Source organism: Cellulomonas sp. PSBB021 (assembly GCF_002240455.1).
Classification (GTDB): Bacteria; Actinomycetota; Actinomycetes; order Actinomycetales; family Cellulomonadaceae; genus Cellulomonas; species Cellulomonas uda.
This window is the reverse complement of sequence record NZ_CP021430.1, coordinates 1,806,128-1,829,299: the sequence shown is the minus strand read 5'-3', so window position 1 is coordinate 1,829,299 and position 23,172 is coordinate 1,806,128. Positions and strand designations below refer to the sequence as shown.

The following is a 23,172-nucleotide window of genomic DNA, read 5'->3' as shown; positions in this document are numbered from 1 at the left end:
CCGGAGACCGCCGCGGTGCGCGCGGCGCGCGACGCGAGCGCCCCGCGACGCCCGACGAAGCCGCTCGTCCTGGTCGGCTGCTCGCACGGCACCGACGACCACGACGGCCGTGCCGCGATCCGGTCGATCCTCGCGGGGGTCGCCGCGCTGCGCAGCGACCTCGACGTGCGCGAGGCGTTCGTCGACGTGCAGTCGCCCGAGGTCGCCGATGTCGTGGCGGACGCGGTCGCGGGTGGCGCGCAGGCCGTCGTCGTCCCGCTGCTGCTCTCGGTGGGCTTCCACGTCAAGGTCGACGTCCAGGCGGCGGTCGACGTGCCGGACGCGTGCGCGGCCGCGCCGCTCGGGCCGGACGCCACGCTCGTGGAGATCCTGGTCGACCGTCTCGAGGAGGCGGGTCTGGGGCCCGACGACGCGGTCGTGCTCGCTGCGGCGGGCTCGACGGACCCGGCCGCGGCGCTGGCGGTCCGGGCGACCGCCGACCGGCTCGCGGCTGCCCTGGGCCGGCACGTCGGGCCGCCCGACGAGCGCGGGGGAGGGCTGGTCGTCGGGTACGGCGCGGGTGCGAGCCCACGCGTGCCCGAGGCGGTCGAGATCGTCCGCGCGGCGTCGGACCGGCGGGTCGTCGTCGCGTCGTACCTGCTCGCGCCCGGGTTCTTCCTGGACCGGGTGCGCGAGGCGGGTGCGGACGTGGTCGCGGCGCCCCTCGCGCCTGACCCGCGCCTGGCGCATCTGGCCCTGCGCCGGTTCGAGGAGGCGCTGGCGGCGGGTTGAGCCGTCGACGGGTCCCGGGCGCGGTCGGCCCGGCACCCCCTGGCACGACGACGCGCCCCCGGCGAGCCGCGGCTCCCCGGGGGCGCGTCCGCGCGACGCCGTCAGGCGGTGCGACGCCGCACGACCGTGCCGATCACGCCGGCCGCTGCGAACAGCGCGAGCGCGGCGACACCCTTGCCGACGTTCGTCGCGTTGCCGCCGTCGACCCCGGCGATCTCGAGCGAGTAGGCCGTGGTCCCCGTCGCCCCCTCGGGTGCACCGAACGCCATGCCCTCGGTCGCGGCGCGCTCGGCGCCCGCGGCGAGGACCGCGTACCCCGTGCCGAACCGGGCTGCGGTGCCCGCGCCCGACTCGACGAGCTGCGACGTGCCCTCGTCGGACAGGCGCTGGGTGCCGTCGACGAGCTGCGGGGCGCCGTCGGCGGCGCTGCCGAGACCGTCCGCGAGCTGCTGCGACCCGTCGGCGGCGTCCCGCAGGCCGGCCGCGAGGTCGCGCGAGCCGGCCGCGGCCGTCCCGATGCCGACCGCCAGGTCGCTCGAACCCTCCGCCGCGGTCCCGATGCCCGCCGTCAGCCGGCTCGAGCCGGCCGCCGCGGAGCGCAGGCCGTCGAGCAGACGCTGCGAGCCGGTGCCCGCGGTGGCGAGCCCGGTCGACAGGGTCCGGGAGCCGGTCGCGGCGGTGTCGAGCCCCTCGGCGAGGCGGCCCGCCCCGGTCGCGGCGCCCGCGATGCCTGTGGACAGCGTGCGGGACCCGCGCGCGGCGCTGGTGATGCCGGCGGACAGCTCACCCGCGCCGGTGCTGAGCTGCGACGCGCCCGCACCGAGCTCGCCGAGCCCGGTGACGAGTCCGTCGCCGCCGTCCTGGAGCAGGCCGACGCCTGCCTGCAGGCCGTTCACGCCGCCGCGCAGCGTCTCGTCGTCCGGCGTGTCCGTCGCGGTGCCCACGCCGCCCTGGACCCGCGCGACCACACCGTCGGTGAGCGTCGTGAGTCCCGCGTCGACACCGGCGAGGCCCTCGAGCAGGCCGGGGCGGGCCGGGTCGCACACGCCCGGGAGGGACGCGGCGGACAGCCCGCACTGCACGAGCGCGAGCGTCGAGGACGCCGTGCCGAGCTGGGTCGCCGAGCCGGTCATGCCGGTCTCGAGCTGGCCCAGACCGTCGGCGATGCCTCCGAGGAGCGCCGTGTACGACGCCTGCGCGCCGGCGGGCAGCATCGCCGTGAAGGCCTCGAGCCCCGTCGCCGGGTCGGTCACCGCGGCCTCGAGGTCCTGGATCGACCCGACGGTGCCCGTGGCCGTGCTGGACGCCGCCGCGAGCTGCGTGCGCAGGGCGTTGACGGCGTACATCAGGCTCGGTCGCTGACCCGCCGCCGGGGGTGCCGTGGTGCCGATCCCCGCGCGCATCGACGTCACCGCGTCGTGCAGCGGCTGCGCCTGGGCGGGCAGCGTGCCGATCTGCGTGGCGAGCGTCTCGAGGCCCGCCTCGACCTTCGCCAGGCCGTCGTCGACCTGCGTGAGGCCGGCGACGAGCGCGGGCGCCTTGGTGAGCGCCGTGGCGAGGCCCGCGTCGAGCGCGGCGGCACCGGCCGCGACGCGCTTGGCGCCCGGCGCGGCCGAGTCGTTGAGCCCGGCCGCCAGCGCCGCGGCACCCGGCGCCGCGGAGTCGGTCAGACCCTCCGCGAGCTCGGTGGCACCGGGCGCGAGCTGGTCGTTCAGGCCCGCGGCGAGCTGCGCGGCTCCCGGGGCGAGCTGGTCCGCGAGCCCCTCGTGGAGGTCGGACATGCCCGGCACGAGGCGTCCGCCGAGCCCCGAGCTGAGGTCCTTGGCCCCCGGCAGGATCTGGTCGTTGAGGCCGTCGGCCAGCGTGCGCGCGCCGGGCGCCGCCGAGCCGGTCAGGCCCGTCGCGAGCTGCTCGGCGCCGGGTGCGGCCTGGCCGACCAGCCCGTCGCGCAGCGTGCCCGCACCGTCGCGCAGCTGGACGATCCCGGCGAGCAGCTCCGCCGCGCCGTCGTGCAGGCGCTGCAGGTTGTCGTCGATCTGGATCGCGCCGGACGTGAGGTCGACGCCGGACTGCGCGCCCGACGCGTAGCTCTCCGAGCCACCCTTGAACGAGGGGTAGTCGAGCGGCGAGACGGGCATCGACGTGAGCGTCGCCGCGGGGACGACCCCGCGCGAGATGCGCGCGCTGTACCCGAACTCGGCCGTCGGCGAGCCGATCGGCGGGAACAGCGTCATCTGGAACTGCAGGCGCGTGCCGCCGCGCCCGTCGCCCGCGATCCCGGCCTCGGCGGACTCGACCGCCGTGAAGGACGGGGGCAGCACGGTGACGAGCTGGCCGATCATCGGCACGACGGTCGTCGCGGTCGTCGTCGCGGTGCCGCCGCGCCCGTCGTCGTACGTCACCTCGTCCTCGCGTGTCGTGAGGTTGGTGACCGTGTAGCGGACCTCGAGCAGGCCCGAGCGTCCGACGACGTCTCCCGGCGTGACCTTCTCGCCGTCGAGCGTGTAGTGCACCTCGACGCCGATCGGCAGGTCCGCGTCGTAGTCGCTCACGGTGCGCAACCGGCGCTCGCCGTCGACGTCCACGTCGACGACCATGCGACCGTCGGAGACGGAGTACGACGAGAAGCCGTCGAGGTTGCGCAGACCGCTCGTCGAGACGGGGTTGGCGATGTGCGCGGTGCCGCGCCCGCTGAGCGCGAGCTGCTCGTACACGCGGGCCTCGCGCAGCGCGCCGGTCGCGTCGAGCCTGGCCTGCACGGTCTCGGTGTTCGCGACGACGACGTCGCCGGTGTCGTCGGCGGCCGCGGCCGCGGTGCCGCACAGCAGCAGGGGCAGGGTCAGGGGAACCGCCGCCAGTGCGACGACGGGACGGGGACGACGCACGGTCAGGCCTCCGGCTGGGGGTGCGAGGACGGGTGGGCAGCCGCGGCCTGCGGCGCGGGCGACGAGAAGACGGGGTGCGCCGTGGACGTGCTCTCGTCGCGCGGTCCGACGACCGGCACGCCCCGCACGGGCGTCGCGGTGTCGTCGGCGTGCGCCCCGCGGGACGTCGCCGTGCGGCCCGCTGCGCGCGCGGCGCCGGACGCCGGGGCGAGGAACGCGGTGGCGAGCAGCCCGACGGCCGCGGCGAGCAGGACGCTCGTGACGGTCTCGACCGACGTGCTCGCGACCGCCGACGGGTCGGCCGCGTAGACGCGCTCGTACGCGCCCGCCACGGCGGCGACGCCGAGCAGCGGGCTCCAGGCCGGGACCCGGCCGCGCGCGGCGGCGACGACGACCACGCCGATCCCGAGCACGACCAGCGCGGCCACGGCCCGGCCGGCGGCCGAGTCGGGCAGCGCGGCCGCGCGCAGGACGTAGCCGACCCAGGCGAGCAGCGCGCCCGCGACGAAGCCCACGGCGCGCGCCGCGACCGAGCCGTCGGGCACGAGCCCGAGCGCCCCGCCGAGGGCGGCTCCGAGCAGGACCACCGGTGCACCCTCGGCGCCCAGGAGGGACGTGCCGACGACCACCGTCGTGAGGACGGCGAGGACGAGCCCCGCCATGACGTAACGCTTCATCGACCACCTCGTCGTGAGCCAGGGCCCGGAGGTCGCCTTCGTCCTCCGGTCGCGAGGTGTCTACCAGGGGCACGGATACCGTGGCCATCCGGTACTAGGTAAATCCCCGGGGAGTATCAGGTAACCGTTATCGAGCCGTGACCAGGGGTGGGACCGACGGCCCTGGCGCCGCCGTCCCCGCCGGTCGCGCCCGTCAGAGGTAGCGCGTCGGGTCGAACTCGTCGAGCGGGATGATCCGGACACGCGGCAGCTGCACGTTGAACGCGTTGACGTCGTGCTCGAGGTCGAACGTCTGCAGCCCCTGGCCGATCAGGCCCGACAGCGCGGTGGAGGTGAACTCGCGGAACGCGATGAGCCCGGTCCGGCGCGCGGGGTCCTCGACGAGCGTGGCGAGCTCACCCGCGAAGTCGCCGTCGTGGCTCACCAGCATGACGTCGCCCGAGCGGCCGGCGATCGCCTCGAGCGTGCGCTTGATGCCGATGTCGACGACCTTCTCGTGCGACTCGCCCGACAGCGGGATCGGCTGGAACCCGATGGCGAGGAGCGCCTGCACGAAGCTCATGGGCAACGAGCCGCTCGAGGCGTTGAGGAAGAACAGCCCCTTGACGTCCTGGCCCCACTCCTTCTGCGCGAACGCGAGCACCCGCTCCCAGCGCGGCCGCTGGTCCGGGGCCGGGCGCGCCTGCAGGATCGCGGTCCCCAGCGTCGCGTCGATGTTCTCCCCGTCGACGACGACGTACGTGGTGCCGGACGTGCCCGGGTCGCTCGCTGTGCTCATCGCCCCAGGCTAGACGCACTGGCGGGGCGCCGGGCCGTCGTGACCCGAGGGAACGGGAGTGGGGGTCGCGACGGCCCGGCGCGCGGGCGCGGGCGAGGGGATCGACCGGCCGCGACGGCCGCCGCGGGGAGCGCCGGGTCGGACGCGCCGCGCCGGTCGCGACGGCACCGCCGGGGCGTGCCAGAGTGGGCGCAGCCGGTGGTGCCGGGCGACGGCGCGGGCGGACCCCGTGCCTCGTGCGCAGGACGGCCGTGCCGCGTCCAGCGTGGCGTGCGCGTGCCGCACGCCACGAGGGCTCCAACCGATTAGGTTGCCCCGAGGTGTCGACGACGGTCGAGGAGGATGCGCGCATGACGACGAGCGCGCGCCGTGCCACCCCGCGCGAGGCCGCGCAGGCCTGGGAGTCGCTGTTCCGGACGCAGGTCGCGCTCATGCGCCGGTTCGCGGCCGAGGACGTGTGGGGCGACCTGTCGGTGCGGGAGTACGACGTGCTGTTCACCCTGTCGGGCTGCGAGGGTCGCGCCGCGCGCCTGCGCGAGCTCGGTGCGCAGAGCCTGCTGTCCCAGCCGAGCCTGTCCCGCATGGTCGAGCGGCTCGAGCACCAGGGCCTCGTGCGCCGCTCGCCCGCGCCCGACGACGGTCGCGGCGTCGTCGTCACGCTGACCGAGGAGGGCGTGCGGGTGCAGCGCGAGATCGGGCGGCGGCACGTCGACCAGATCCACCGGCTCGTCGGGGGCGCGCTCGACGCCGAGGAGCTCGCGACGCTGCGTCGCCTCACCGACCGGCTCCGGGAGCGCCAGGCCACCATCAGGTGAGCAGCCTCACGCCCTCGCGCACGTCCCGGGGCCGTGCCCGGGCACGTCTCGGGACTCAGGGCCCACCCGCCGCGCGCCTCCTCGTCGGACGATGGACGGGCCAGCACGCAGGAGGAACGGACCAGGAGGTGCGCATGCGGGTGCTCGTCGCGGTGGCGTCCCGGCACGGCGGGACGTGGGGGATCGGTGAACGCGTGGCCGAGGTGCTGCGCGCCCGGGGCCACGCGGTCGAGCTCCGGGAGCCCGAGGACGTCGTCGACGCCCAGGGCTACGACGCGCTCGTCCTGGGGTCCGCGGTCTACACGGGGCACTGGCTGCCCGCGGCGCGCGCGTTCGCCGAGCGCGTCGAGGCGGGCGGGGTGCCGCCGCTCGTCTGGTTGTTCTCGTCCGGGCTCGCCACGCAGCCCGCGGCGGCGGCGAACTCGCCGCACGAGCTCTCCGCGCTCGGCGCCGCGCTGCACGCACGCGGGCACCGCAGCTTCCGCGGGCGGCTCGACATGGCCGCGCTCTCGTTCGCGGAGCGCGCGATCATCGCCGGTGCGCGGGCGCGCGCCGGCGACCACCGCAACCTCGAGCTCGTCGCCGAGTGGGCGAACGGGCTCGCGGACGCGATGGCGCTGCAGCCGGCGCACTAGCGGCCCGACGACCGCCGCCGCCCCCGACCGTCCAGCGGCCGGGGGCGGCGTGCTGCCCGGGCCGTCGGCCCGGCGATGCTGACACGGTGTCGGGTCGATCTCACTGCCCCCGTCACACCCTTCGACGGGGCGCTCGGGCGGCGCGGTGCGATGATCGACGGGTGCCTCACGACGAGTCCATCCTGAGCCCGGCAGCGCCCTACGACGCCCTCCTGCTCGCCTCGTTCGGCGGCCCGGACGGCCCCGACGACGTGCTGCCGTTCCTGCGCAACGTGACCGCGGGCAAGGGCATCCCCGACGAGCGCCTGGCCGAGGTCGCCGAGCACTACCACCACTTCGGCGGCGCGAGCCCGATCAACGGCCAGAACCTCGCGCTGCAGCGCGCGCTGGTCGACGAGCTCACGCGGCGTGGCATCGACCTGCCGGTCCTGTGGGGCAACCGCAACTGGACGCCCTACACCAAGGACGCGCTCGCGGCCGCGCACGCCGACGGCCACCGTCGCATCCTCGCGCTCGTGACGAGCGCGTACTCGTCGTACTCGGGCTGCCGCCAGTACCGCGAGGACTTCTGGACGGCGCTCGACGAGCTCGAGGACGAGCTCGGCTTCGACGACGAGGAGCCGCTGCGGCTCGACAAGCTGCGCTCGTACTTCAACCACCCGGGCTTCGTCGAGGCGAACACCGACGCGGTCGCCGAGGCGCTCGGCAAGGTGCCCGAGGACGCGCGCGTCGTGTTCGTGACGCACTCGATCCCCGACACCATGGAGGAGGCGTCCGCGGTGAGCGGCGCGACCTACTCCGCGCAGCACCTCGACGTCGCCGCGAGCGTCGCCGCCGCCGTGGGCGAGCGGCTGGGCCGCACGCTCGAGTGGGACCTCGCGTACTGCTCCCGGTCCGGCCCGCCGAGCCAGCCGTGGCTCGAGCCCGACGTCAACGACCTGCTCACCGCGCTGGCCGGGCAGGGCGTGCAGTCCGTCGTCCTGGCGCCGATCGGCTTCATCTCCGACCACATGGAGGTCGTGTACGACCTCGACACCGAGGCGCTGGAGACCGCCGACTCGCTCGGGCTCACGGCCGTGCGGGCGGACACCGTCGGCACGCGCGAGCCGTTCGTGCGCGGCCTGGTCGACCTGATCCTCGAGCGCGCCGCCGCCGAGCGTGCCCTGGCCGCGGGCGAGACGCCGCTGCCCGGCGCCGCCGTGGGCACGTTGCCCGCCTGGCACGGCGTCTGCCCGCCCGGGTGCTGCCGCCGGCAGGCCGGCGTGGACTCGGGCCGCCCCGCCGCGTGCGCGGTCGACCCGCTGCGCTGAGGTCCACCCGGCGCACGGCCCCCGGGCCGGCGTCGTCCGACTGCCGAGCGCGTCCCCGCCGGGACGCTCGTCGCCCCACGAAAGGAACGCCGCGTGACCGACGTCGACCACGAGGTCCTCAACGCCACCGTCCGCTACACGATGTGGTCCGTCTTCGCGCTCGAGGAGGTGCTGCCCGCCGACGCCGACGAGCGTGCCGCGCTGATCGCGGACGCGCAGGCCGCCGTCGGCGAGGACGCCGCGCTCGTCGTGCGGGGCTGGTACGACGTGGCCGGCCTGCGGGCCGACGCGGACCTCATGGTCTGGTGGCACGCCGAGACCGTCGAGCAGGTGCAGGGCGCGTACCAGCGCCTGCGCGCGAGCGACCTCGGCCGCCACCTGCTGCCCGTGTGGTCGGTCGTGGGCCTGCACCGGGCCGCCGAGTTCAACCGCAGCCACGTCCCCGCGTTCCTCGCGGGTGAGGAGCCCGGCGCGTACCTGTGCGTCTACCCGTTCGTGCGGTCCTACGACTGGTACGTCCTGCCCGAGGACGACCGGCGGCGCATGCTCGTCGAGCACGGCCAGGCCGCACGTGACTACGCCGACGTGCGCGCCAACACCGTCTCGGCGTTCGCGCTCGGCGACTACGAGTGGCTGCTGGCGTTCGAGGCGCCCGAGCTGCACCGCATCGTCGACCTCATGCGGGAGCTGCGCAACACCGAGGCGCGCCTGCACGTGCGCGAGGAGGTGCCGTTCTACACCGGCCCGCGCACGACCCTGGAGGCGTGGGCGGAGCGTCAGCCGCGCGGCTGACCGCGGTACCGGCGGCATCGGCGCGATCGGCGCCTCGTCCGGCGGCTCGTCCGGCGGCTCGTCCGGCGTCGGGGAGGCGCCGGTGCCATGATCGACGCATGCTGCGACTCGTCGGCCGGTGGCGTGTGGACGTCCGCACGGCCACCCCGCCACCTGCCGACGACGCGACCTCGTCGGAACCTCCACGCACCGCGTCGCTCACGTTCGAGGGCGACGGGCAGGTCTTCGGGACCGGTGGGGTCAACCGGCTGCGGGGGACGTGGTCCGTCGACGGGGACACGCTCACGTTCGGACCCGTCGCGTCGACGCTCATGGCCGGGCCCACCGCCGCGATGCACCAGGAGGCCGAGCTGCTGCGCCTGCTGCACGAGCCGCTCGAGCTGCGGGCACCCGACGGGAGCCCGGTCACGGTGCTCGAGCCTCTCGCGGCGCCGGCGGGTCCCACCGACGACGGCGCGGCGGCCCGGGTCGAGCTCGTCGCCGCCACGGGGGAGCGGCTGACGCTCACGCGCGAGGACTGACGCCCGGGCCAGGGGCCGCAGGGGTAGAGGCCTCAGGGGTAGAGGCCGCGGATCTGGTGCGCCTCTGCGACCCGCTGGACCCCGATCGTGAGCGCAGCGTCGCGCAGCGAGAGGGACTGCTCGCGCGCCGTGCGGGAGACCGCGTCGTACGCGGTCCGCATGCGCAGCGCGAGCCGGTCGGCGATCTCCTCGGCGGTCCACCAGTACGCCTGGTTCGCCTGCACCCACTCGAAGTACGAGACGACGACGCCGCCCGCGTTCGCCAGGATGTCCGGCACGACGACGATGCCCCGGTCCGCGAGCACGCGGTCGCCCTCGGGCGTCGTCGGCCCGTTGGCGCCCTCGACGACCCAGCGCGCCTTGACCCCCGCCGCCGTGGTCTCGTCGAGCACGCCCTCGACCGCCGCGGGCACCAGCAGGTCCACGTCCAGGGCGAGGAGCTCGGCGTTCGACACCGGTGTCCCGCCCGGGAAGTCCGCGACCCGGCCGCCCTGCGCCCGGTGCGCCAGCAGCGCGGGCACGTCCAGCCCGCCGTCCGCCCGCGTGCCGCCGTCCACGTCGGTCACGGCGACGACGCGCGCCCCGCCCTCGTGGAGCCAGCGCACGGCGTGCGAGCCGACCTTCCCGAAGCCCTGCACCGCCGCGGTGACCTCGGACAACGTCACCCCGTCCTCCGCGAGGGCGGCCTCGGCCGCATGCACCACGCCCCGGCCCGTCGCGGTCGCACGCCCGAGCGAACCGCCCACCGCGAACGGCTTGCCGGTCGTCACACCCGGGATCGTGTAGCCGAGGTTGACCGAGTACGTGTCCATGACCCACGCCATGGTCTGCTCGTCGGTGCCGATGTCGGACGCCATGATGTCCCGCTCAGGCCCGATGATCGGCATGATCTCCGAGGTGTACCGACGCGTGACGCGCTCGAGCTCCGCGCTCGAGTACTGCGACGGCTCGATCGTCACCCCGCCCTTGGCGCCGCCGTACGGGACGTCGACGACCGCGCACTTCCACGTCATCCACATGGCCAGCGCCCGCACCTCGTCGATGTCGACCGACGCCGCGTAGCGCAGCCCGCCCTTGCCCGGGCCCCGCGAGATGTTGTGCTGCACGCGGTAGCCGTGGAACATCACGATCTCGCCCGTGTCGCGGCGCAGCGGGACCGCCACGTTCATCTCCCGACGTGGGGTCGCGAGCATCTCGTGCAGACCCGGGGAGTACCCGAGGATCTCGACGGCGGACGCGAGCTGGGCCTGGGCGGTGGTCAACGGTGACGTCACGCCCGACACTCTGCCATCCGGCCCGGGCCTCGTCCTGGTGGCCCGTCGTCCCGGCTCGTCCTGACGGCTCGTCCCGTGGCCCGTGCCGGCGCCGGGGCAGGACGTCAGGCGGAGGCGCGGACGATCAGCTCGGGGGCGAAGATCAGCGGGTCGCGGGTCAGGCTCTCGCCGTGGAGCTGGGCGAGCAGCCGCTGCCCGGCGGCGCGCGCCATGGACACGACGGGTTGCACCACGGTCGTCAGGGGAGGCGTCGTCGACGCAGCGACACCGATGTTGTCGTAGCCGACGACCTTGATGTCCCCGGGCACGTCCTTGCCGAGCTCGGCGAACGCGGCGAGCGCGCCGGCGGCCATGAGGTCGGACGCGATGAACACGCCGTCCACGTCGGGGAACCGCTCGACGAGCTCGCGGGCCAGGCGCGCACCCGACGCGAGCGTGAAGTCGCCGTGCAGCACCGCGTCGTCGGGCAGACCCGCCGCGCGCACCGCGGTGCGCCACCCGGCGAGGCGGTCGACGCCCGCGGACATGTCCTCGGGGCCGGCGATCGTCGCGATGCGGCGCGTCCCGTGCTCGATGAGGTGGCGGGCGGCGAGCTCGCCACCGGCGACGTTGTCGGTGTCGACGTAGTGCACGTCGTCCGGGTCGACCGACAGGGGCCGGCCGACGAAGACGTTGGGCACACGCGACGAGAGCAGCACGCGGTCGAGGTCGTCGGTGCGGTGGTGCGACACGACGATCGCGCCGTCGACGTGACCGTTGCGCAGGTAGCGGACCGTGCGCTCGCTCTCGCCGGGGCGGGCGATCACGAGGACCACCTGGATGTCGGAGTCGGCGAGCGCGGCGCTCAGCCCGTTGAGGGTGCCGGCGAAGAACGGGTCCGACAGGACACGCTCGTCGGGCTCGGGTACCACGAGCGCGATGGAGTCGGTGCGCTTCGTGACGAGGGAGCGGGCGGCGCGGTTGGGCGTGTAGCCCAGCTCGGCCACCGCGGCCTCGACGGCGGCGAGCGCGTCGGGCGAGACGCGCAGCCCGCCGTTGATCGCCCGCGACGCGGTCGACCGGGACACACCCGCTCGCTCGGCGACCTGCTCGAGCGTCGGAGCGGTGGGTCGGTCGTCGCCGGCGAGGGCGAGGGGAGAGTTCTCGACCACCATCGGTCAGTTCCCTTTCGTGTGCCAGGCAGTCGTCCGGATCCCGGGGCCTGGTGCCTGGCGGCCCGGCGGACCACCGGGTCGGGCCGGCGACACCGCCGGCCCGACCCTGGAGGATCAGCCCTTGACTGCTCCGGCCATGATGCCCGCCACCAGCTGGCGGCCGGCGAAGGCGAACAGGACGAGCAGCGGGAGCGTCATGAGGAACACGCCCGCCATGATCAGCGAGTAGTCGACGAAGTAGTTCTGCTGCAGCAGCCGGATGGCGAGCGGCAGCGTCGGGTTCTGGTTGTTGAGCACGATCGACGGCCAGAAGAAGTTGACCCACTGGGCGACGAACGTGAACAGCGCGAGCATCGCAGCTGCCGGCCGCGCGGCCGGCAGGGCGATGGACCAGAACGTGCGGAACATCGACGCGCCGTCGACACGGGCGGCCTCGATGAGCTCGTAGGGCAGAGCCTCCTCGAGGTACTGCGTCATCCAGAACACGCCGAACGCGCCGACCAGGGCGGGGACGATGATGGCCTGGAGGTGCCCGATCCAGCCGAGCTTCGTCATGATGATGTACATCGGGACGACGCCGAGCTGCGTCGGGATGGCCATCGTCGCGATCACGAAGACGAGCAGCCCGCGGCGACCGGGGAAGCGCAGCTTCGCGAACGCGAACCCGGCGAGTGTCGAGAACAGCACCGTGGACGCCGAGACGACGACCGCGATGACGACCGAGTTCCACACCGCCTGCCAGAAGCTGAAGGCGTCGGCGTCGATGACCCGCTTGAAGTTGTCGAACAGGCTCGCGTCCGGGAAGACCTGCGGCAGAGCCTTCTGCGCGATCGCGACCGGGTCGGAGGACCCGATGACGAGCGTGTAGTAGATCGGGAGGATGCCGATGAGGACGACGATCCCGAGCAGGACGTAGTTCACGAAGTGCGGGCGGCGGTCGTACCCACCGACCTTGCGGTTCGACCGGCGCGCGGCGGCGCGTGCGGCACCCCGGCCGGCACTCTGCTCGATGGCGGGGATGGAGTTCATGCCGACGTCCTGTTCGAGTCGTAGCGCTTGGACTGCCGCTTCACCTTCTTGCCCGGCCCGGAGGACGAGCCGCTGGCGATCCGCTGCGTCAGCGCGAAGTTGACGAGACCGATCACGAGGATGAGCAGGAAGAGCAGCCAGGCGATCGCGGCCGCGCGGCCGAGGTTGTACTGGCCGCTCCAGCCCGTGTTGTAGAGGTACAGGGTGGTGGTGAGCCACTGACGCGAGGCGCCGCCGGCGCCGCTGCTGTCGAAGACGCGCGGCTCGTCGAAGATCTGCAGGCCACCGATCGTCGAGGTGATCACGACGAAGAGGACGGTCGCGCGGATCTGGGGGATCGTGACGGAGAAGAAGCTCCGCACGCGTCCGGCGCCGTCGATGATCGCGGCCTCGTAGAGCTCACGCGGGACGGCCTGCATGGCGGCCAGGAAGATCAGCGCGTTGTAGCCGGTCCAGCGGAAGTTCACCATCGTCGCGATGGCGATGTGGCTTGCGAGCGGGTCGACGTGCCACCGGACGGGGTCCATCCCGAAGGCGCCGAGCCACGCGTTGATGAGGCCGGACTGGTCGGCGAAGAGACGGCCGAAGATGAGGCCGACGGCGACGGGGGCGACCACGTAGGGGAGGAGGACGCCCATGCGCCAGAAGGTCTTCGCGCGCAGGTTCTGGTCGAGGAACGCGGCGATGAGGATCGCGGCGATGACCTGGGGGACGGCCGAGATCACGAAGATCGACAGCGTGTTGCGCAGGGAGAGCCAGAAGTCCTTCTGCTTGAACACGTCGACGTAGTTGTCGAAGCCGACGAAGTCGCCCTGGCCCTGCAGCAGCTGCCACTTGTGCACCGAGACGTAGCCGGTGTACAGGATCGGGAACAGACCGGTGACGAAGAACAGGATGAAGAACGGCGAGATGTACAGGTAGGGCGAGACCTTGACGTCCCAGCGGCTCAGCGTCTGGGAGAAGCCCACGCGGCGCGGCTGCCGCGGTGCGGGCGCGAGATCGCTCTCGGGCTCGACGGGTGACTGGACGGACATGACCACCTCATGACGGCGTGAGTGGACACGGCGCCCGGCGGATGCCCCGCTCCCACAGGGGCGAGGGCTCCCGCCGGGCGCCGCTCGGATCCAAGGCCGGCTCTCTCAGCCGGACACTCGGCTGGTCGGGCCGGGCGCCTCAGCGCCCGGCCCGACCCGGGTCACAGACCCAGCGCGTTGAACGCGTCGAGCGCGCCCTGCCAGGCTGCAGCCGAGTCCGCCGACTTGTCGACGTCGACCTTCGTGATGGCGTCGCCAACCGTCTGGTGGATCGAGAAGTAGTTCGGGCCCTTGAACGGCGTGACCTTGATGGCCTTGTAGCGGTTGCCGAAGATCGTGCCGACCGGCGCGTTGTTGAAGAAGTCGTTCTTCGCGCCGGTCAGAGCCGGGTCGGTCAGCGCCTCGGTCTGGCTCGGGAAGGTGCCCGCGTTGAGGAACGCCTTGATCTGGATCTCGGGCGAGGTGAGCCACGCCGCGAGCTCCTTGGCCGCCTCGGCGTTCGCGCCCGCCGCCGGGACGGTCAGGTACGAACCGCCCCAGTTGCCGCCGCCGCCGGGGAAGACGTCAGCGATGTTCCAGCCGGTGATGCCGCCCGAGTTCTGCTCGATCGGACCGGTCATCCACGCCGGGCAGAGCATCGTCGCGAAGCCGTTCTTCTGGAACGCAGCGGTCCAGTCCTCCGACCACTGGCCGAGGTGCGCGGAGAGCTCCTGCACCTGGGCGCCCGTGACGGTCTCGTACAGGCCCTTGACCTGGTCGTTCTCGGCGAGCGGGATCGGCGTGCCGTCCGTGTTCTCGTACGCGGCCTCGAGCTGGTTGACCATGCCCTGGTAGATGGCGTTGGCCGAGTCGAACCAGGCGCTCTCCGACTTGTCGACGAACGTCTTGCCGACCTCGAAGTACTTGTCCCACGTGGCGCCGTCGCCACCGAGGAGCTCGGCCACCTCGGCCGGGTCGGTCGGCAGGCCGGCCGCCTCGAACAGGTCGGAGCGGTAGCAGATGGCCTCGGGGCCGACGTCGGTGCCGTAGCCGATGAGCTTGCCGTCAGCGGCCGTGGCCGGCTTGGTCTTGAACTCGAGCCACCGGCCCTCGACCTCGTCGGAGTTCAGGTCGAGGAACTTGTCGGACGACTGGACGAGCTCGGGGAGCCAGTCGATCTCGATGGCCTCGACGTCCGCCAGGCCCGCGCCACCGGCGGCGAGCTTGGTCGTCAGGTTGGTGCGGGCGTCCTCCGCCTTGGCGGCGACCGTCTGCTTGACCGTGACGTTCGGGTGCGTCTTGGTGTACTCGGCGAGGAGCTCGTCGGTGTAGCCGAAGTTGTTGAACGTCGCGACGGTCAGCGTGATCGGCTTGCTGTCCTTGGTCGCGTCACCCGTCGACGCCGGCTTCGGGTCGTCGGACGAGCACGCCGTCGCCAGGAGGGCGATGCTCGCGACCCCGGCCGTGGCGGCCAGGAACTTCCGTGTGGTCTTGCGCACTGTGACTCCCTTGTCATTCGGACGGCTGCCATGCCGTACCTCTCGGGGTCGCCTCCGCGGCCGGACACGTGCCTCCGAACCACGTCGGCGTGGGTCTGAGAGACCCCGCCTGGGAGCGCTCCCCTCCGCAGTCTGCGGGAGCGTTCCCACGCGCTGGGTGACACCTTCGTCGGACGGGTCCGAGGTGTCAAGGAGCGTGGCGTCCGAAATGCGCGTGGTAGCGATTCCACGGCAGTGTTACCGCAGGTCAGAGCGCACTTCCACGATTCCCACGTTACCGAATCGTTACGGCGTGGAAGCGGTACCGTGACCAGTGCGTCGGATCCCCGCCGCACCCGCTCGGGTGACCCGGGCGCGGGCGTCCGGCACGGGACGCCCGGTCAGGCCAGTCGAGCGGCCGCGGCGGCCGCCTCCGCGGCCAGTGCCGTCCGGATCGCCCGGGCGGTCGCGTCCTCGATCGCGGCGCCGAACAGCGGGACGGAGGCATGCAGCTCTCCGTCGTAGCGCACCGCCGTGGCGCCCGTGCCGTGCGCGACGAGCGTCGCCCGCCCGGTCAGCCGCACGGGCGCCCCCGCGACCTCCACGAGGACCGTCCCGACCCGCTCGCCGGTCTCGTCCGGCCGCTCCCAGGCCTCGACCTGCCGCACCTCGATGCGCCCGCCGACGAACCCGCGCAGGTGTGCGGGGATCTGGTCGGCGGGCAGCGCGCGCCGCGTCGTGACCGTGAACGCACCGACCGGGTCGCCCGCGACCTCGCCCGTGACGTCCGCCTGCTCGCACGTCGCGCCAGACGCGACGACCTTCTCGCGCGCGAACGCCGGGTCGGCGAGCAGGCGCGCGGCCGCGCGCGGGTCGGTCGGCAGGACGATCGTCTCGGTCAGGCGCACCGGGGTCTCCTTGGTCGGTCGCGCCGCAGGCGCGGCGCGTCGAGCCTAACGAGCGCCACCACAGCCGTACGGCGCAGGCCGCGGTGCCTGGCGGCCGGTGTCCCGCGCGCCGCATAGGCTGGGCGCCGTGTCGACCCTGAGCGTGCTCGTCGAGCGTCACGGCTCCCTGTCCGGTGCGGACCTCGAGTGGCTGCACCTGCTCGTGGGGGACTGGCAGGTCGCCTCCGACCTGGCGTTCGCCGACCTGGTGCTCTGGCTGCCGACGACCGACGGCGACTTCGTCGCGGTCGCGCAGTGCCGCCCGTCGACGGGTGCCACGGTGCACTACGACGACGTCGTCGGCTCGCGCGTACCCGAGGGGCAGCGCCCGCAGCTGCGGCGCTCGCTCGACGAGCGCCGCCAGCTCCGCTCGCGCGAACCGCGCTGGTTCGGCTCCTACGCGGTCCGCGAGGAGGCCGTGCCGGTCGTGCGCGACGGCCGTGCGATCGCGGTGATCGCCCGCCAGACGAACCTCGGGGGTGCGCGCACGCCGAGCCGGCTCGAGCTCAACTACGTCGAGGCGGCCGACGACATCTTCGCGATGATCGCCAACGGCGAGTTCCCCGCGCCCGACGCCCCGACCGGCCCGCGCCGCGGTGCCCCGCGCGTGGGGGACGGTCTCGTCCGGCTGAACTCCGAGGGTGAGGTCCTCTACGCGAGCCCCAACGCGCTGTCGTGCTTCCACCGGCTCGGCGCGCTGGGTGACCTCGTCGGGCGCTCGCTCGTCGAGGTCACCGCGGACCTGATCCCCGAGCAGCGCGCGACGGTCGACGAGTCCATGCCGCTCGTGCTCATGGGCCGCGCGCCGTGGCGCACCGACGTCGAGGTGGGCGGGGTGGTGCTGTCGCTGCGGGCGGTGCCGCTCACCGAGAGCGGGCAGCGGATCGGTGCGGTGCTGCTGTGCCGTGACGTGTCCGAGCTGCGCCGGCGCGAGCGCGAGCTCATCACCAAGGACGCGACGATCCGCGAGATCCACCACCGCGTGAAGAACAACCTGCAGACCGTGGCCGCGCTGCTGCGGCTCCAGTCGCGCCGCATGACGTCGCCCGAGGCGCGCGACGCGCTGGCGGAGGCGATGCGTCGGGTCGCGACGATCGCGCTGGTGCACGACTCGCTGTCCCAGACGATCGACGAGAGCGTGCCGTTCGACGACCTCGTCGGGCGCAGCCTGCGGCTCGCGGCGGACGCGGCGTCCGCCGGCGCGCACGTGCGCACGACGGTCACGGGCACGTTCGGCTCGGTCCCGGCCGAGGACGCCACCGCTCTCGCGCTCGTGCTCACCGAGCTCGTGACGAACGCCGTGGAGCACGGGTTCGACGGGCGCCCCTCGGGCACCGTGGAGATCGTCGTCGAGCGCGACGACGACGCGCTGCGGGTCACGGTGCTCGACGACGGCTCGGGCATCCCCGAGGGCCGCGGCGCGGGCTCGGGGCTCGGCACGCAGATCGTCCAGACGCTCATCACCAACGAGCTGCGAGGGACCATCGAGTGGCGGCCCCGCCCCGAGGGTGGCACCGCGGTCGAGGTGTGCGCCGAGCTGCGGACCGGGCGCGACGCGGCCCAGCTGGGCTGAGCACCGGCGTCCGGTCGGGGTCGCTCGGCGGGCTCACCGGGCAGGGACGACGGAGGGGCCGGCCGCGCGTGCGGCCGACCCCTCCGGGAGATCGTGTGCGTCGTCCGACCCGGACCGGCTCGGCCGGTGCGGCGACCGGTCAGCCGGCGCGGCGCTGGCGAGCCGTGCGGCGCTTGAGCGCGCGGCGCTCGTCCTCCGAGAGCCCGCCCCACACGCCGGCGTCCTGGCCCGTCTCGATGGCCCACTTGAGGCATGTGTCGACGACGTCGCAGCGACGGCAGACCGCCTTGGCCTCCTCGATCTGGAGCAGGGCGGGGCCCGTGTTCCCGATCGGGAAGAACAGCTCGGGGTCCTCGTCGAGACATGCTGCGCGGTGGCGCCAATCCATGGAAGTCTCCTTGGGCGCACGACAGCGACGGCGCCAGGATGAGGGCGCGCGCCGTCATGGCGGTGTCGTGGGGGGTTTGACCGGGGGTTTGACCGGGGGCTGGGTGATGAAACCTGCTGCATCAAGGTTCACACCCGTTCACCTCTCCGCACAAGGGGTTACGAGTTGGTTTCGACTCAGTTACGGATGAGGCGTTCATCACACAGGTTCCCGCTCGGCACGCCGCTCTCGGAACGATTCGGGCATCGCGGGTGGGGCTCCTGGGCGGTCGTCCGGTTCGGCTGGGATCGTCCGTGTGGTATGCGATCCGCGTCACTGCGGGCGGCGCACGCCTCGGCCACCGGACCCGTGCCGCCCACCGCCCCGTAGTCTCGGGCGCGTGAGCCCGTCCCGCCGCCCGACCACGCCGTCCGGACCCCGCGAGGGAGGCCGCCGCCCGCCCGCGCCCGCGCGGCAGCCCGATCCCGCACCCGCCCGCCCGCCGCTGCTCGCGGTCCTCTGCCTCCTGACGCTCCTCGAGGCCGCGGCCGCGGTGGGTCTCGCGGTCGCATGGGTCGTCGACCTGGTGAGCGGCGTGTCGGTGCGCCCGGCCGCGACGGTGTTCCTGGTGGTGTTCGGGCTCGCGGTCGCACTCGTGCTGGCCGCCTCGGCGCGCGGGCTGTGGCGCGGCCGGCGCTGGGCGCGCTCGCCCGTCATGACGTGGCAGATCATGCTCGTCGTCCTGTCCCTCGGATGGGTCGGGGCCGACCCCGCACCGTGGACATGGGCCGTGCTCGCCGTCGCGCTCGTCGTAGGGGTGGGCCTGCTGCTGCCTCCCGTCGTCGCGGCCACCACGGGCCGCGCGGGGGACGACGACGCCCCGGGTACCGCGAGGGGTACCGCGGGGCGTCGCTGACCGGCGCACGCCGGCTCGGGGCTCAGCCGCTCACTCGACGCTCAGCGCCGCGACCGGCCGGGTGCGCACCGCGGAGCGTGCCGGGATCACCGAGGCCGCGAGCCCCGCGAGCAGCGCGACCGCGACGATCACGACGAGGTCGAGCCACGGCACCGTGAGACGGGCCTCGCCCAGCGACTCGAACGCGATGGCCGCACCCGCCCAGCCGTACAGCAGGCCGAGCAGCGCCCCGAACAGGCCACCGACGCCCGCGATGAGCGCACCCTCCGTCGCGAGCGACAGCCGCAGCTGACCGCGCGTCAGGCCGATCGCCCGCAGGATCGCGGACTCCCGTCGCCGCTCGATGACCGACAGCGACAGGGTGTTCGCCACGCCGATCAGCGCGATCACCACGGCGACCGCGAGCAGGCCGATGACGATGGCGAGCAGCGCGTTGATCACCTGCTCGTACTGCGCCCGCTCGGAGGCCGCGCTCTCGATCGACACGGACTGCGAGGACAGCTCGCTGCGCACGGAGTCGACCACCTCGCCGGCGGCGGCGTCGGACGAGACCATCGCCCACACGCTCGTCGTCGCGTGGTCCCCGACCACCTTCTCGAACGTGGCAGGCGTCAGGTAGACGTCGCCGGTCCGCGGGCTGTCGACCACGACGGCGTCGACCGTCGGCGCGTCCGTCGTGGGCTCGCCGTCGACCGTGTCCTGCGCCGCGCGGATCGTCGTCGAGGAGGATCCCAGGTCGACGGGCAGGACCACGGCGCCGTCGCGCAGGGCCGCCGGGACACGGTCGTCCCGCAGGACCTTCGCGGCCTCGGGGGTGACCTCCCATGCCGTCATCCACCGGTCGTCCCCGAGCGTGACGTCCGCGCTGCGCACGAGCGCGGTCCGCTCGATGCCCTCGACGCCCGCCACGGTCCGCGCCACCTCGGCGCTCACCCGGTCGCCGTCGGTGGGCGCCACCGTGATGTCCACGAGGTAGTGCGCGTCGAGCTCCGCCGCGGCCGAGAGCCGGGCGCTCGCGGCACCCGTCGACATCATCGCGACCAGCGTCACGCCGATGAGCAGCGCGGTGCTGGTGGCGGCCGTGCGCCGCGGGTTGCGCACCGAGTTGACCGCCGCAAGACGTGCGGCGGCGCCGCTGCGGCCCAGGGCCCGGCCCATGAGGTCGACGACCCGCGGCACCCAGAACACGGCGCCGACGAGCACCCCGACGAACGAGACCGCGCCCCCCAGCATGCCGAGACCCAGCCAGATCACGGCGTCGTCCGAACGCGTCCGCGCACCGACGATCGCGAGCGGGAACGCCAGCGCCCCGCCGACCGTCAGGACGAGCGCGAACGCGAGCCGCAGCCTGCCGGCGCGCGAGCCGACGTCCGGTGCGTCCATGGGGCGCAGCGCGACGATGGGGCTCACCTTGGTCGCCGCACGGGCGGGCACGAGGGCGGCGAGCAGCGTGACGGCCGTCCCCACGAGCAGGGGGACGATCACGACGACGGGCGTGACCTGCACGTACTCCGGCAGCGGCACCTCCTGCTGCACGCCGCGCAGCACCGACAGCGCCACCTGCGCGAACACGGTCCCGAGGACCACGCCCGCGACCGAGGACGCGACGCCGAGGATGCCCGCCTCGAGCAGCACGGAGCGCCGCAGCTGGCCGCGGACGGCGCCCACGCAGCGCAGCAGCGCGAGCATCCGCGCCCGCTGCGCGACGAGCACCTGGAACGTGTTCGAGATGACGAGCGCGGCGACGACGAGTGCGACCGCCGCGAACCCGAGGACGATCACGACGATGACGTTGTCGCCGTCCGCGAGCTCACGGATGCGCTCGTCGCTCGCCTCGTCCTTGGTCAGCACGCGCACGTCGTCGGACAGCGCCTGGAGCGCGACCTGGACGGCTGCCGTGTCCTTCGGTGCGTGGACGATCATGCCCTCGTCCCACACGAACTCCTCGTCGAGGTCGCCCCACGTCTGCAGGGCGCCCAGGGTCACGAGCGACGCGCCGCCGAACCTCGTCCACGCGCCCTCGGGGTCGCTGGTCAGGCCGGTGACGGTCGCCGGCACGACCTTCTCGGTGCCCTCCTGCGTGTCGTCGTCCCACACCCAGTAGCGGACGTCGACCGTGTCGCCGACGGCCACGCGCAGGCGCTTCGCGGTGGCCTCGGGGAGCGCGATCTCGTCGTCCGTGGCGGGCGCGACGCCCTCCTCGACACGGAGCGCGCCGAGGTGCGGGTCCGACGGCACGGGGACGAGCAGCTGCCAGCTGCGCTGCGCGCCCTTCTGGAGCTCGGCGCCGCTCGCGGCCAGCGGGTCGGCGGCGACGACGCCGGGCGTCGAGCGGATCTTCTCGTGGATCGCGCCCACGTCGCCCTCGACGACGAGGTCGGCCTGCGCGAGCTCGGCCGTCACGGCGTCATAGCTCGAGCGCGTGATGACGCCACCGGTGAGCAGCGTCGCGGCGACGAAGCCCGTGCCGATGGCGGTCGCGATCGCGGCCGCGGTGAGCCGGCCCAGGCTGCGGCGCATCTGGGCGAGGGTGAGTCGCAGCATCAGGCACCCACACCGTCGGCGACGGGCGCCTCGAGCGCGCGCAGGGCGTCGAGGCCGGCGAGCACGGACTCCGGGGTCGGGTCCGCGATGTCGCCCGCGATGCGACCGTCGGCCAGCAGCACCACGCGGTCGGCGTAGGCGGCGGCGGTCGGGTCGTGCGTGACCATGATGACCGTGCGGCCCAGCTCGCGCACCGAGCGGCGCAGGAACGAGAGCACCTCGGCCCCGGAGCGCGAGTCGAGGTTGCCGGTCGGCTCGTCGGCGAACACGACGTCGGGCCGCGTGATGAGCGCGCGCGCGATCGCGACGCGCTGCTGCTGGCCGCCGGACAGCTCGCTCGGGCGGTGCGTCAGGCGGTCGCCGAGACCGAGCGTCGCCGTCAGCAGGTCGTACCAGTCCGGGTCGACGCGACGGCTCGCGAGCTCGAGCGGCAGCGTGACGTTCTGCGCCGCGGTGAACATCGGCAGCAGGTTGAACGACTGGAACACGAACCCGACGCGGTCACGACGCAGCCGCGTCAGCGAGTCGTCGTCGAGCGAGGTGATCTCGGTCTCGCCCAGGCGTACCGAGCCGGTGGTGGCCTGGTCGAGCCCCGCGAGCAGGTGCATGAGCGTCGACTTGCCGGAACCCGAGGGGCCCATGATCGCGGTGAACGCACCCGCGGCGAAGTCGACGTCGACGCCGTCGAGGGCGCGCACGGCGGCGGCACCCGCGCCGTACGTCTTGGTCAGGCCACGCGCCGACGAGGCGGGCGCGCTCCCGGGCGTCGGGGCGGCGGGGATGGAGGTCACGGTGCTCCTCGGTTCGTTCCGGTGGGGACGTGACCACGCTAGGCAGCGGCCGTCGGCCGCCTCGTCGGACCCCGGTCTCGACGTGGGGTGCCGCGGTCATCCCGTGGCATGACCCGGCGTGCGACCGTGGGTGCGCCGTCGGGCGCGCCCGCGCTCACGTGCCGGGCGTGACCAGTCCCGCCTCGTACGCGGTGACGACCGCCTGCACCCGGTCGCGTGCGCCGAGCTTGGCGAGGATGCGCCCCACGTGCGTCTTGACGGTGGCCTCGGCGACGAACAGGTCGCGGCCGATCTCGGTGTTGGACCGGCCGCGCGCCATGAGCAGCAGGACCTCGCGCTCGCGCTCGGTGAGGTCGTCGACGGCCGCGCGCGCGGGGCTCGGCGGGCCGTCCGGCACGGCCTCGGGCAGCGCCGAGACGAGGTGCTCGATGAGCCGGCGGGTGGACGACGGCGCGATGACGGCGTCGCCGCGGTGCACGGTGCGGATCGCGGTGAGCATCTCCTCGGGCGGCGCGTCCTTGAGCAGGAACCCGCTCGCGCCCGCGCGGATCGCGGACATGACGTACTCGTCGAGGTCGAACGTCGTCAGGACGATGACGCGCGGTGCCGGGTCGGCGTCCGTGCCGCGCGCGATGATCTGCGCGGTCGCCTCGAGCCCGTCCATCGTCGGCATGCGCACGTCCATGAGCACCACGTCGACGCGACCGAGCGCGGTGCGGGCCGCGGGGTCGAGCGCCCGGACGGCCTGGGCGCCGTCGCCCGCCTCCAGCACCACCTCGAGGTCCGGCTGCGAGTCGATGACCATGCGGAAGCCCGCACGCACGAGCTGCTGGTCGTCGACGAGCGCGACGCGCACGACGTCGCTTCGGTGGGCGCTCGGCTGCTCGGTCACGGGCGTGCTC

21 protein-coding genes are annotated in these 23,172 nt (G+C 74.1%); 8 read left to right on the top strand and 13 right to left on the bottom strand.

What is annotated here, in order from left to right; translation table 11 throughout:
* Window positions 1-15: 15 nt before the first annotated feature.
* Window positions 16-771, top strand: coding sequence for a sirohydrochlorin chelatase (locus CBP52_RS08270; RefSeq protein WP_094182264.1), 756 nt, complete (start codon window positions 16-18; stop codon window positions 769-771).
* A gap of 101 nt (window positions 772-872) precedes the next feature.
* Here the strand turns inward: CBP52_RS08270 and CBP52_RS08265 are convergent, their stop codons facing one another.
* The 3 genes from CBP52_RS08265 to CBP52_RS08255 all read right to left on the bottom strand — a co-directional run bounded on the left by CBP52_RS08265 (window position 873) and on the right by CBP52_RS08255 (window position 5,111).
* On the bottom strand, window positions 873-3,656 hold the full coding sequence (locus tag CBP52_RS08265) for a hypothetical protein (protein WP_232514717.1): 2,784 nt from the start codon (window positions 3,654-3,656) through the stop codon (window positions 873-875).
* Window positions 3,657-3,658: 2 nt separating this feature from the next.
* On the bottom strand, window positions 3,659-4,333 hold the full coding sequence (locus tag CBP52_RS08260; RefSeq protein WP_094182262.1) for a hypothetical protein: 675 nt from the start codon (window positions 4,331-4,333) through the stop codon (window positions 3,659-3,661).
* Window positions 4,334-4,526: 193 nt separating this feature from the next.
* Entirely contained in the window at window positions 4,527-5,111 is a 585-nt protein-coding gene (locus CBP52_RS08255) for an NYN domain-containing protein (RefSeq protein ID WP_094180549.1), read from the bottom strand.
* Window positions 5,112-5,461: 350 nt separating this feature from the next.
* Between CBP52_RS08255 and CBP52_RS08250 the strand changes: the two genes are divergently transcribed.
* The 5 genes from CBP52_RS08250 to CBP52_RS08230 all read left to right on the top strand — a co-directional run bounded on the left by CBP52_RS08250 (window position 5,462) and on the right by CBP52_RS08230 (window position 9,184).
* Window positions 5,462-5,926 (top strand): MarR family winged helix-turn-helix transcriptional regulator, encoded by a 465-nt coding sequence (locus CBP52_RS08250; protein ID WP_094182261.1) that lies wholly within the window; start codon window positions 5,462-5,464, stop codon window positions 5,924-5,926.
* Between the two features lie 134 nt (window positions 5,927-6,060).
* Entirely contained in the window at window positions 6,061-6,561 is a 501-nt protein-coding gene (locus tag CBP52_RS08245) for a flavodoxin domain-containing protein (RefSeq protein WP_094180548.1), read from the top strand.
* A gap of 161 nt (window positions 6,562-6,722) precedes the next feature.
* Window positions 6,723-7,871 (top strand): ferrochelatase, encoded by a 1,149-nt coding sequence (locus tag CBP52_RS08240; protein WP_094180547.1) that lies wholly within the window; start codon window positions 6,723-6,725, stop codon window positions 7,869-7,871.
* A 93-nt stretch (window positions 7,872-7,964) separates the two neighbouring features.
* Window positions 7,965-8,663 carry a hydrogen peroxide-dependent heme synthase gene (hemQ, locus tag CBP52_RS08235; RefSeq protein WP_341765917.1) on the top strand — a complete coding sequence of 233 codons (699 nt, stop codon included), beginning with the start codon at window positions 7,965-7,967 and terminating at the stop codon, window positions 8,661-8,663.
* 98 nt (window positions 8,664-8,761) lie between these two features.
* Complete coding sequence (locus tag CBP52_RS08230; RefSeq protein ID WP_094180546.1) at window positions 8,762-9,184, top strand: META domain-containing protein; 423 nt, start codon at window positions 8,762-8,764, stop codon at window positions 9,182-9,184.
* A 32-nt stretch (window positions 9,185-9,216) separates the two neighbouring features.
* On the opposite strand, the gene CBP52_RS08225 is transcribed toward CBP52_RS08230, so the two are convergent.
* The 6 genes from CBP52_RS08225 to CBP52_RS08200 all read right to left on the bottom strand — a co-directional run bounded on the left by CBP52_RS08225 (window position 9,217) and on the right by CBP52_RS08200 (window position 16,040).
* Entirely contained in the window at window positions 9,217-10,467 is a 1,251-nt protein-coding gene (locus CBP52_RS08225) for a Glu/Leu/Phe/Val dehydrogenase (RefSeq protein ID WP_094180545.1), read from the bottom strand.
* 95 nt (window positions 10,468-10,562) lie between these two features.
* Window positions 10,563-11,612, bottom strand: a complete 1,050-nt coding sequence (locus tag CBP52_RS08220; RefSeq protein ID WP_094180544.1) for a LacI family DNA-binding transcriptional regulator — start codon at window positions 11,610-11,612, stop codon at window positions 10,563-10,565.
* A 114-nt stretch (window positions 11,613-11,726) separates the two neighbouring features.
* Window positions 11,727-12,641, bottom strand: coding sequence for a carbohydrate ABC transporter permease (locus CBP52_RS08215; protein WP_094180543.1), 915 nt, complete (start codon window positions 12,639-12,641; stop codon window positions 11,727-11,729).
* The gene (locus tag CBP52_RS08210) at window positions 12,638-13,675 is read right to left on the bottom strand and encodes a carbohydrate ABC transporter permease (RefSeq protein ID WP_094182259.1); all 1,038 of its coding nucleotides are present in this window, start codon (window positions 13,673-13,675) and stop codon (window positions 12,638-12,640) included. Before CBP52_RS08210 ends, CBP52_RS08215 begins: the two co-directional genes overlap by 4 nt.
* Before the next feature lie 161 nt (window positions 13,676-13,836).
* On the bottom strand, window positions 13,837-15,153 hold the full coding sequence (locus tag CBP52_RS08205; RefSeq protein WP_094180542.1) for an ABC transporter substrate-binding protein: 1,317 nt from the start codon (window positions 15,151-15,153) through the stop codon (window positions 13,837-13,839).
* A 380-nt stretch (window positions 15,154-15,533) separates the two neighbouring features.
* The gene (locus tag CBP52_RS08200) at window positions 15,534-16,040 is read right to left on the bottom strand and encodes a DUF2505 domain-containing protein (RefSeq protein ID WP_094180541.1); all 507 of its coding nucleotides are present in this window, start codon (window positions 16,038-16,040) and stop codon (window positions 15,534-15,536) included.
* A gap of 127 nt (window positions 16,041-16,167) precedes the next feature.
* Here CBP52_RS08200 and CBP52_RS08195 point away from each other — a divergent pair, with 127 nt between their 5' ends.
* Window positions 16,168-17,652 carry a sensor histidine kinase gene (locus CBP52_RS08195; protein WP_094180540.1) on the top strand — a complete coding sequence of 495 codons (1,485 nt, stop codon included), beginning with the start codon at window positions 16,168-16,170 and terminating at the stop codon, window positions 17,650-17,652.
* Window positions 17,653-17,791: 139 nt separating this feature from the next.
* On the opposite strand, the gene CBP52_RS08190 is transcribed toward CBP52_RS08195, so the two are convergent.
* On the bottom strand, window positions 17,792-18,040 hold the full coding sequence (locus CBP52_RS08190; RefSeq protein ID WP_013883096.1) for a WhiB family transcriptional regulator: 249 nt from the start codon (window positions 18,038-18,040) through the stop codon (window positions 17,792-17,794).
* 379 nt (window positions 18,041-18,419) lie between these two features.
* On the opposite strand from CBP52_RS08190, the gene CBP52_RS08185 reads away from it, so the two are divergent.
* Window positions 18,420-18,935 (top strand): hypothetical protein, encoded by a 516-nt coding sequence (locus CBP52_RS08185; RefSeq protein ID WP_232514716.1) that lies wholly within the window; start codon window positions 18,420-18,422, stop codon window positions 18,933-18,935.
* A 30-nt stretch (window positions 18,936-18,965) separates the two neighbouring features.
* On the opposite strand, the gene CBP52_RS08180 is transcribed toward CBP52_RS08185, so the two are convergent.
* The 3 genes from CBP52_RS08180 to CBP52_RS08170 all read right to left on the bottom strand — a co-directional run bounded on the left by CBP52_RS08180 (window position 18,966) and on the right by CBP52_RS08170 (window position 23,162).
* Window positions 18,966-21,479, bottom strand: a complete 2,514-nt coding sequence (locus CBP52_RS08180) for an FtsX-like permease family protein (protein ID WP_094180539.1) — start codon at window positions 21,477-21,479, stop codon at window positions 18,966-18,968.
* A complete protein-coding gene (locus CBP52_RS08175; RefSeq protein ID WP_094180538.1) occupies window positions 21,479-22,270 on the bottom strand; it encodes an ABC transporter ATP-binding protein in 792 nt (263 codons plus the stop codon). Before CBP52_RS08175 ends, CBP52_RS08180 begins: the two co-directional genes overlap by 1 nt.
* Window positions 22,271-22,424: 154 nt before the next feature.
* Window positions 22,425-23,162 (bottom strand): response regulator transcription factor, encoded by a 738-nt coding sequence (locus tag CBP52_RS08170; RefSeq protein WP_094180537.1) that lies wholly within the window; start codon window positions 23,160-23,162, stop codon window positions 22,425-22,427.
* Between the last annotated feature and the right edge of the window lie 10 nt (window positions 23,163-23,172).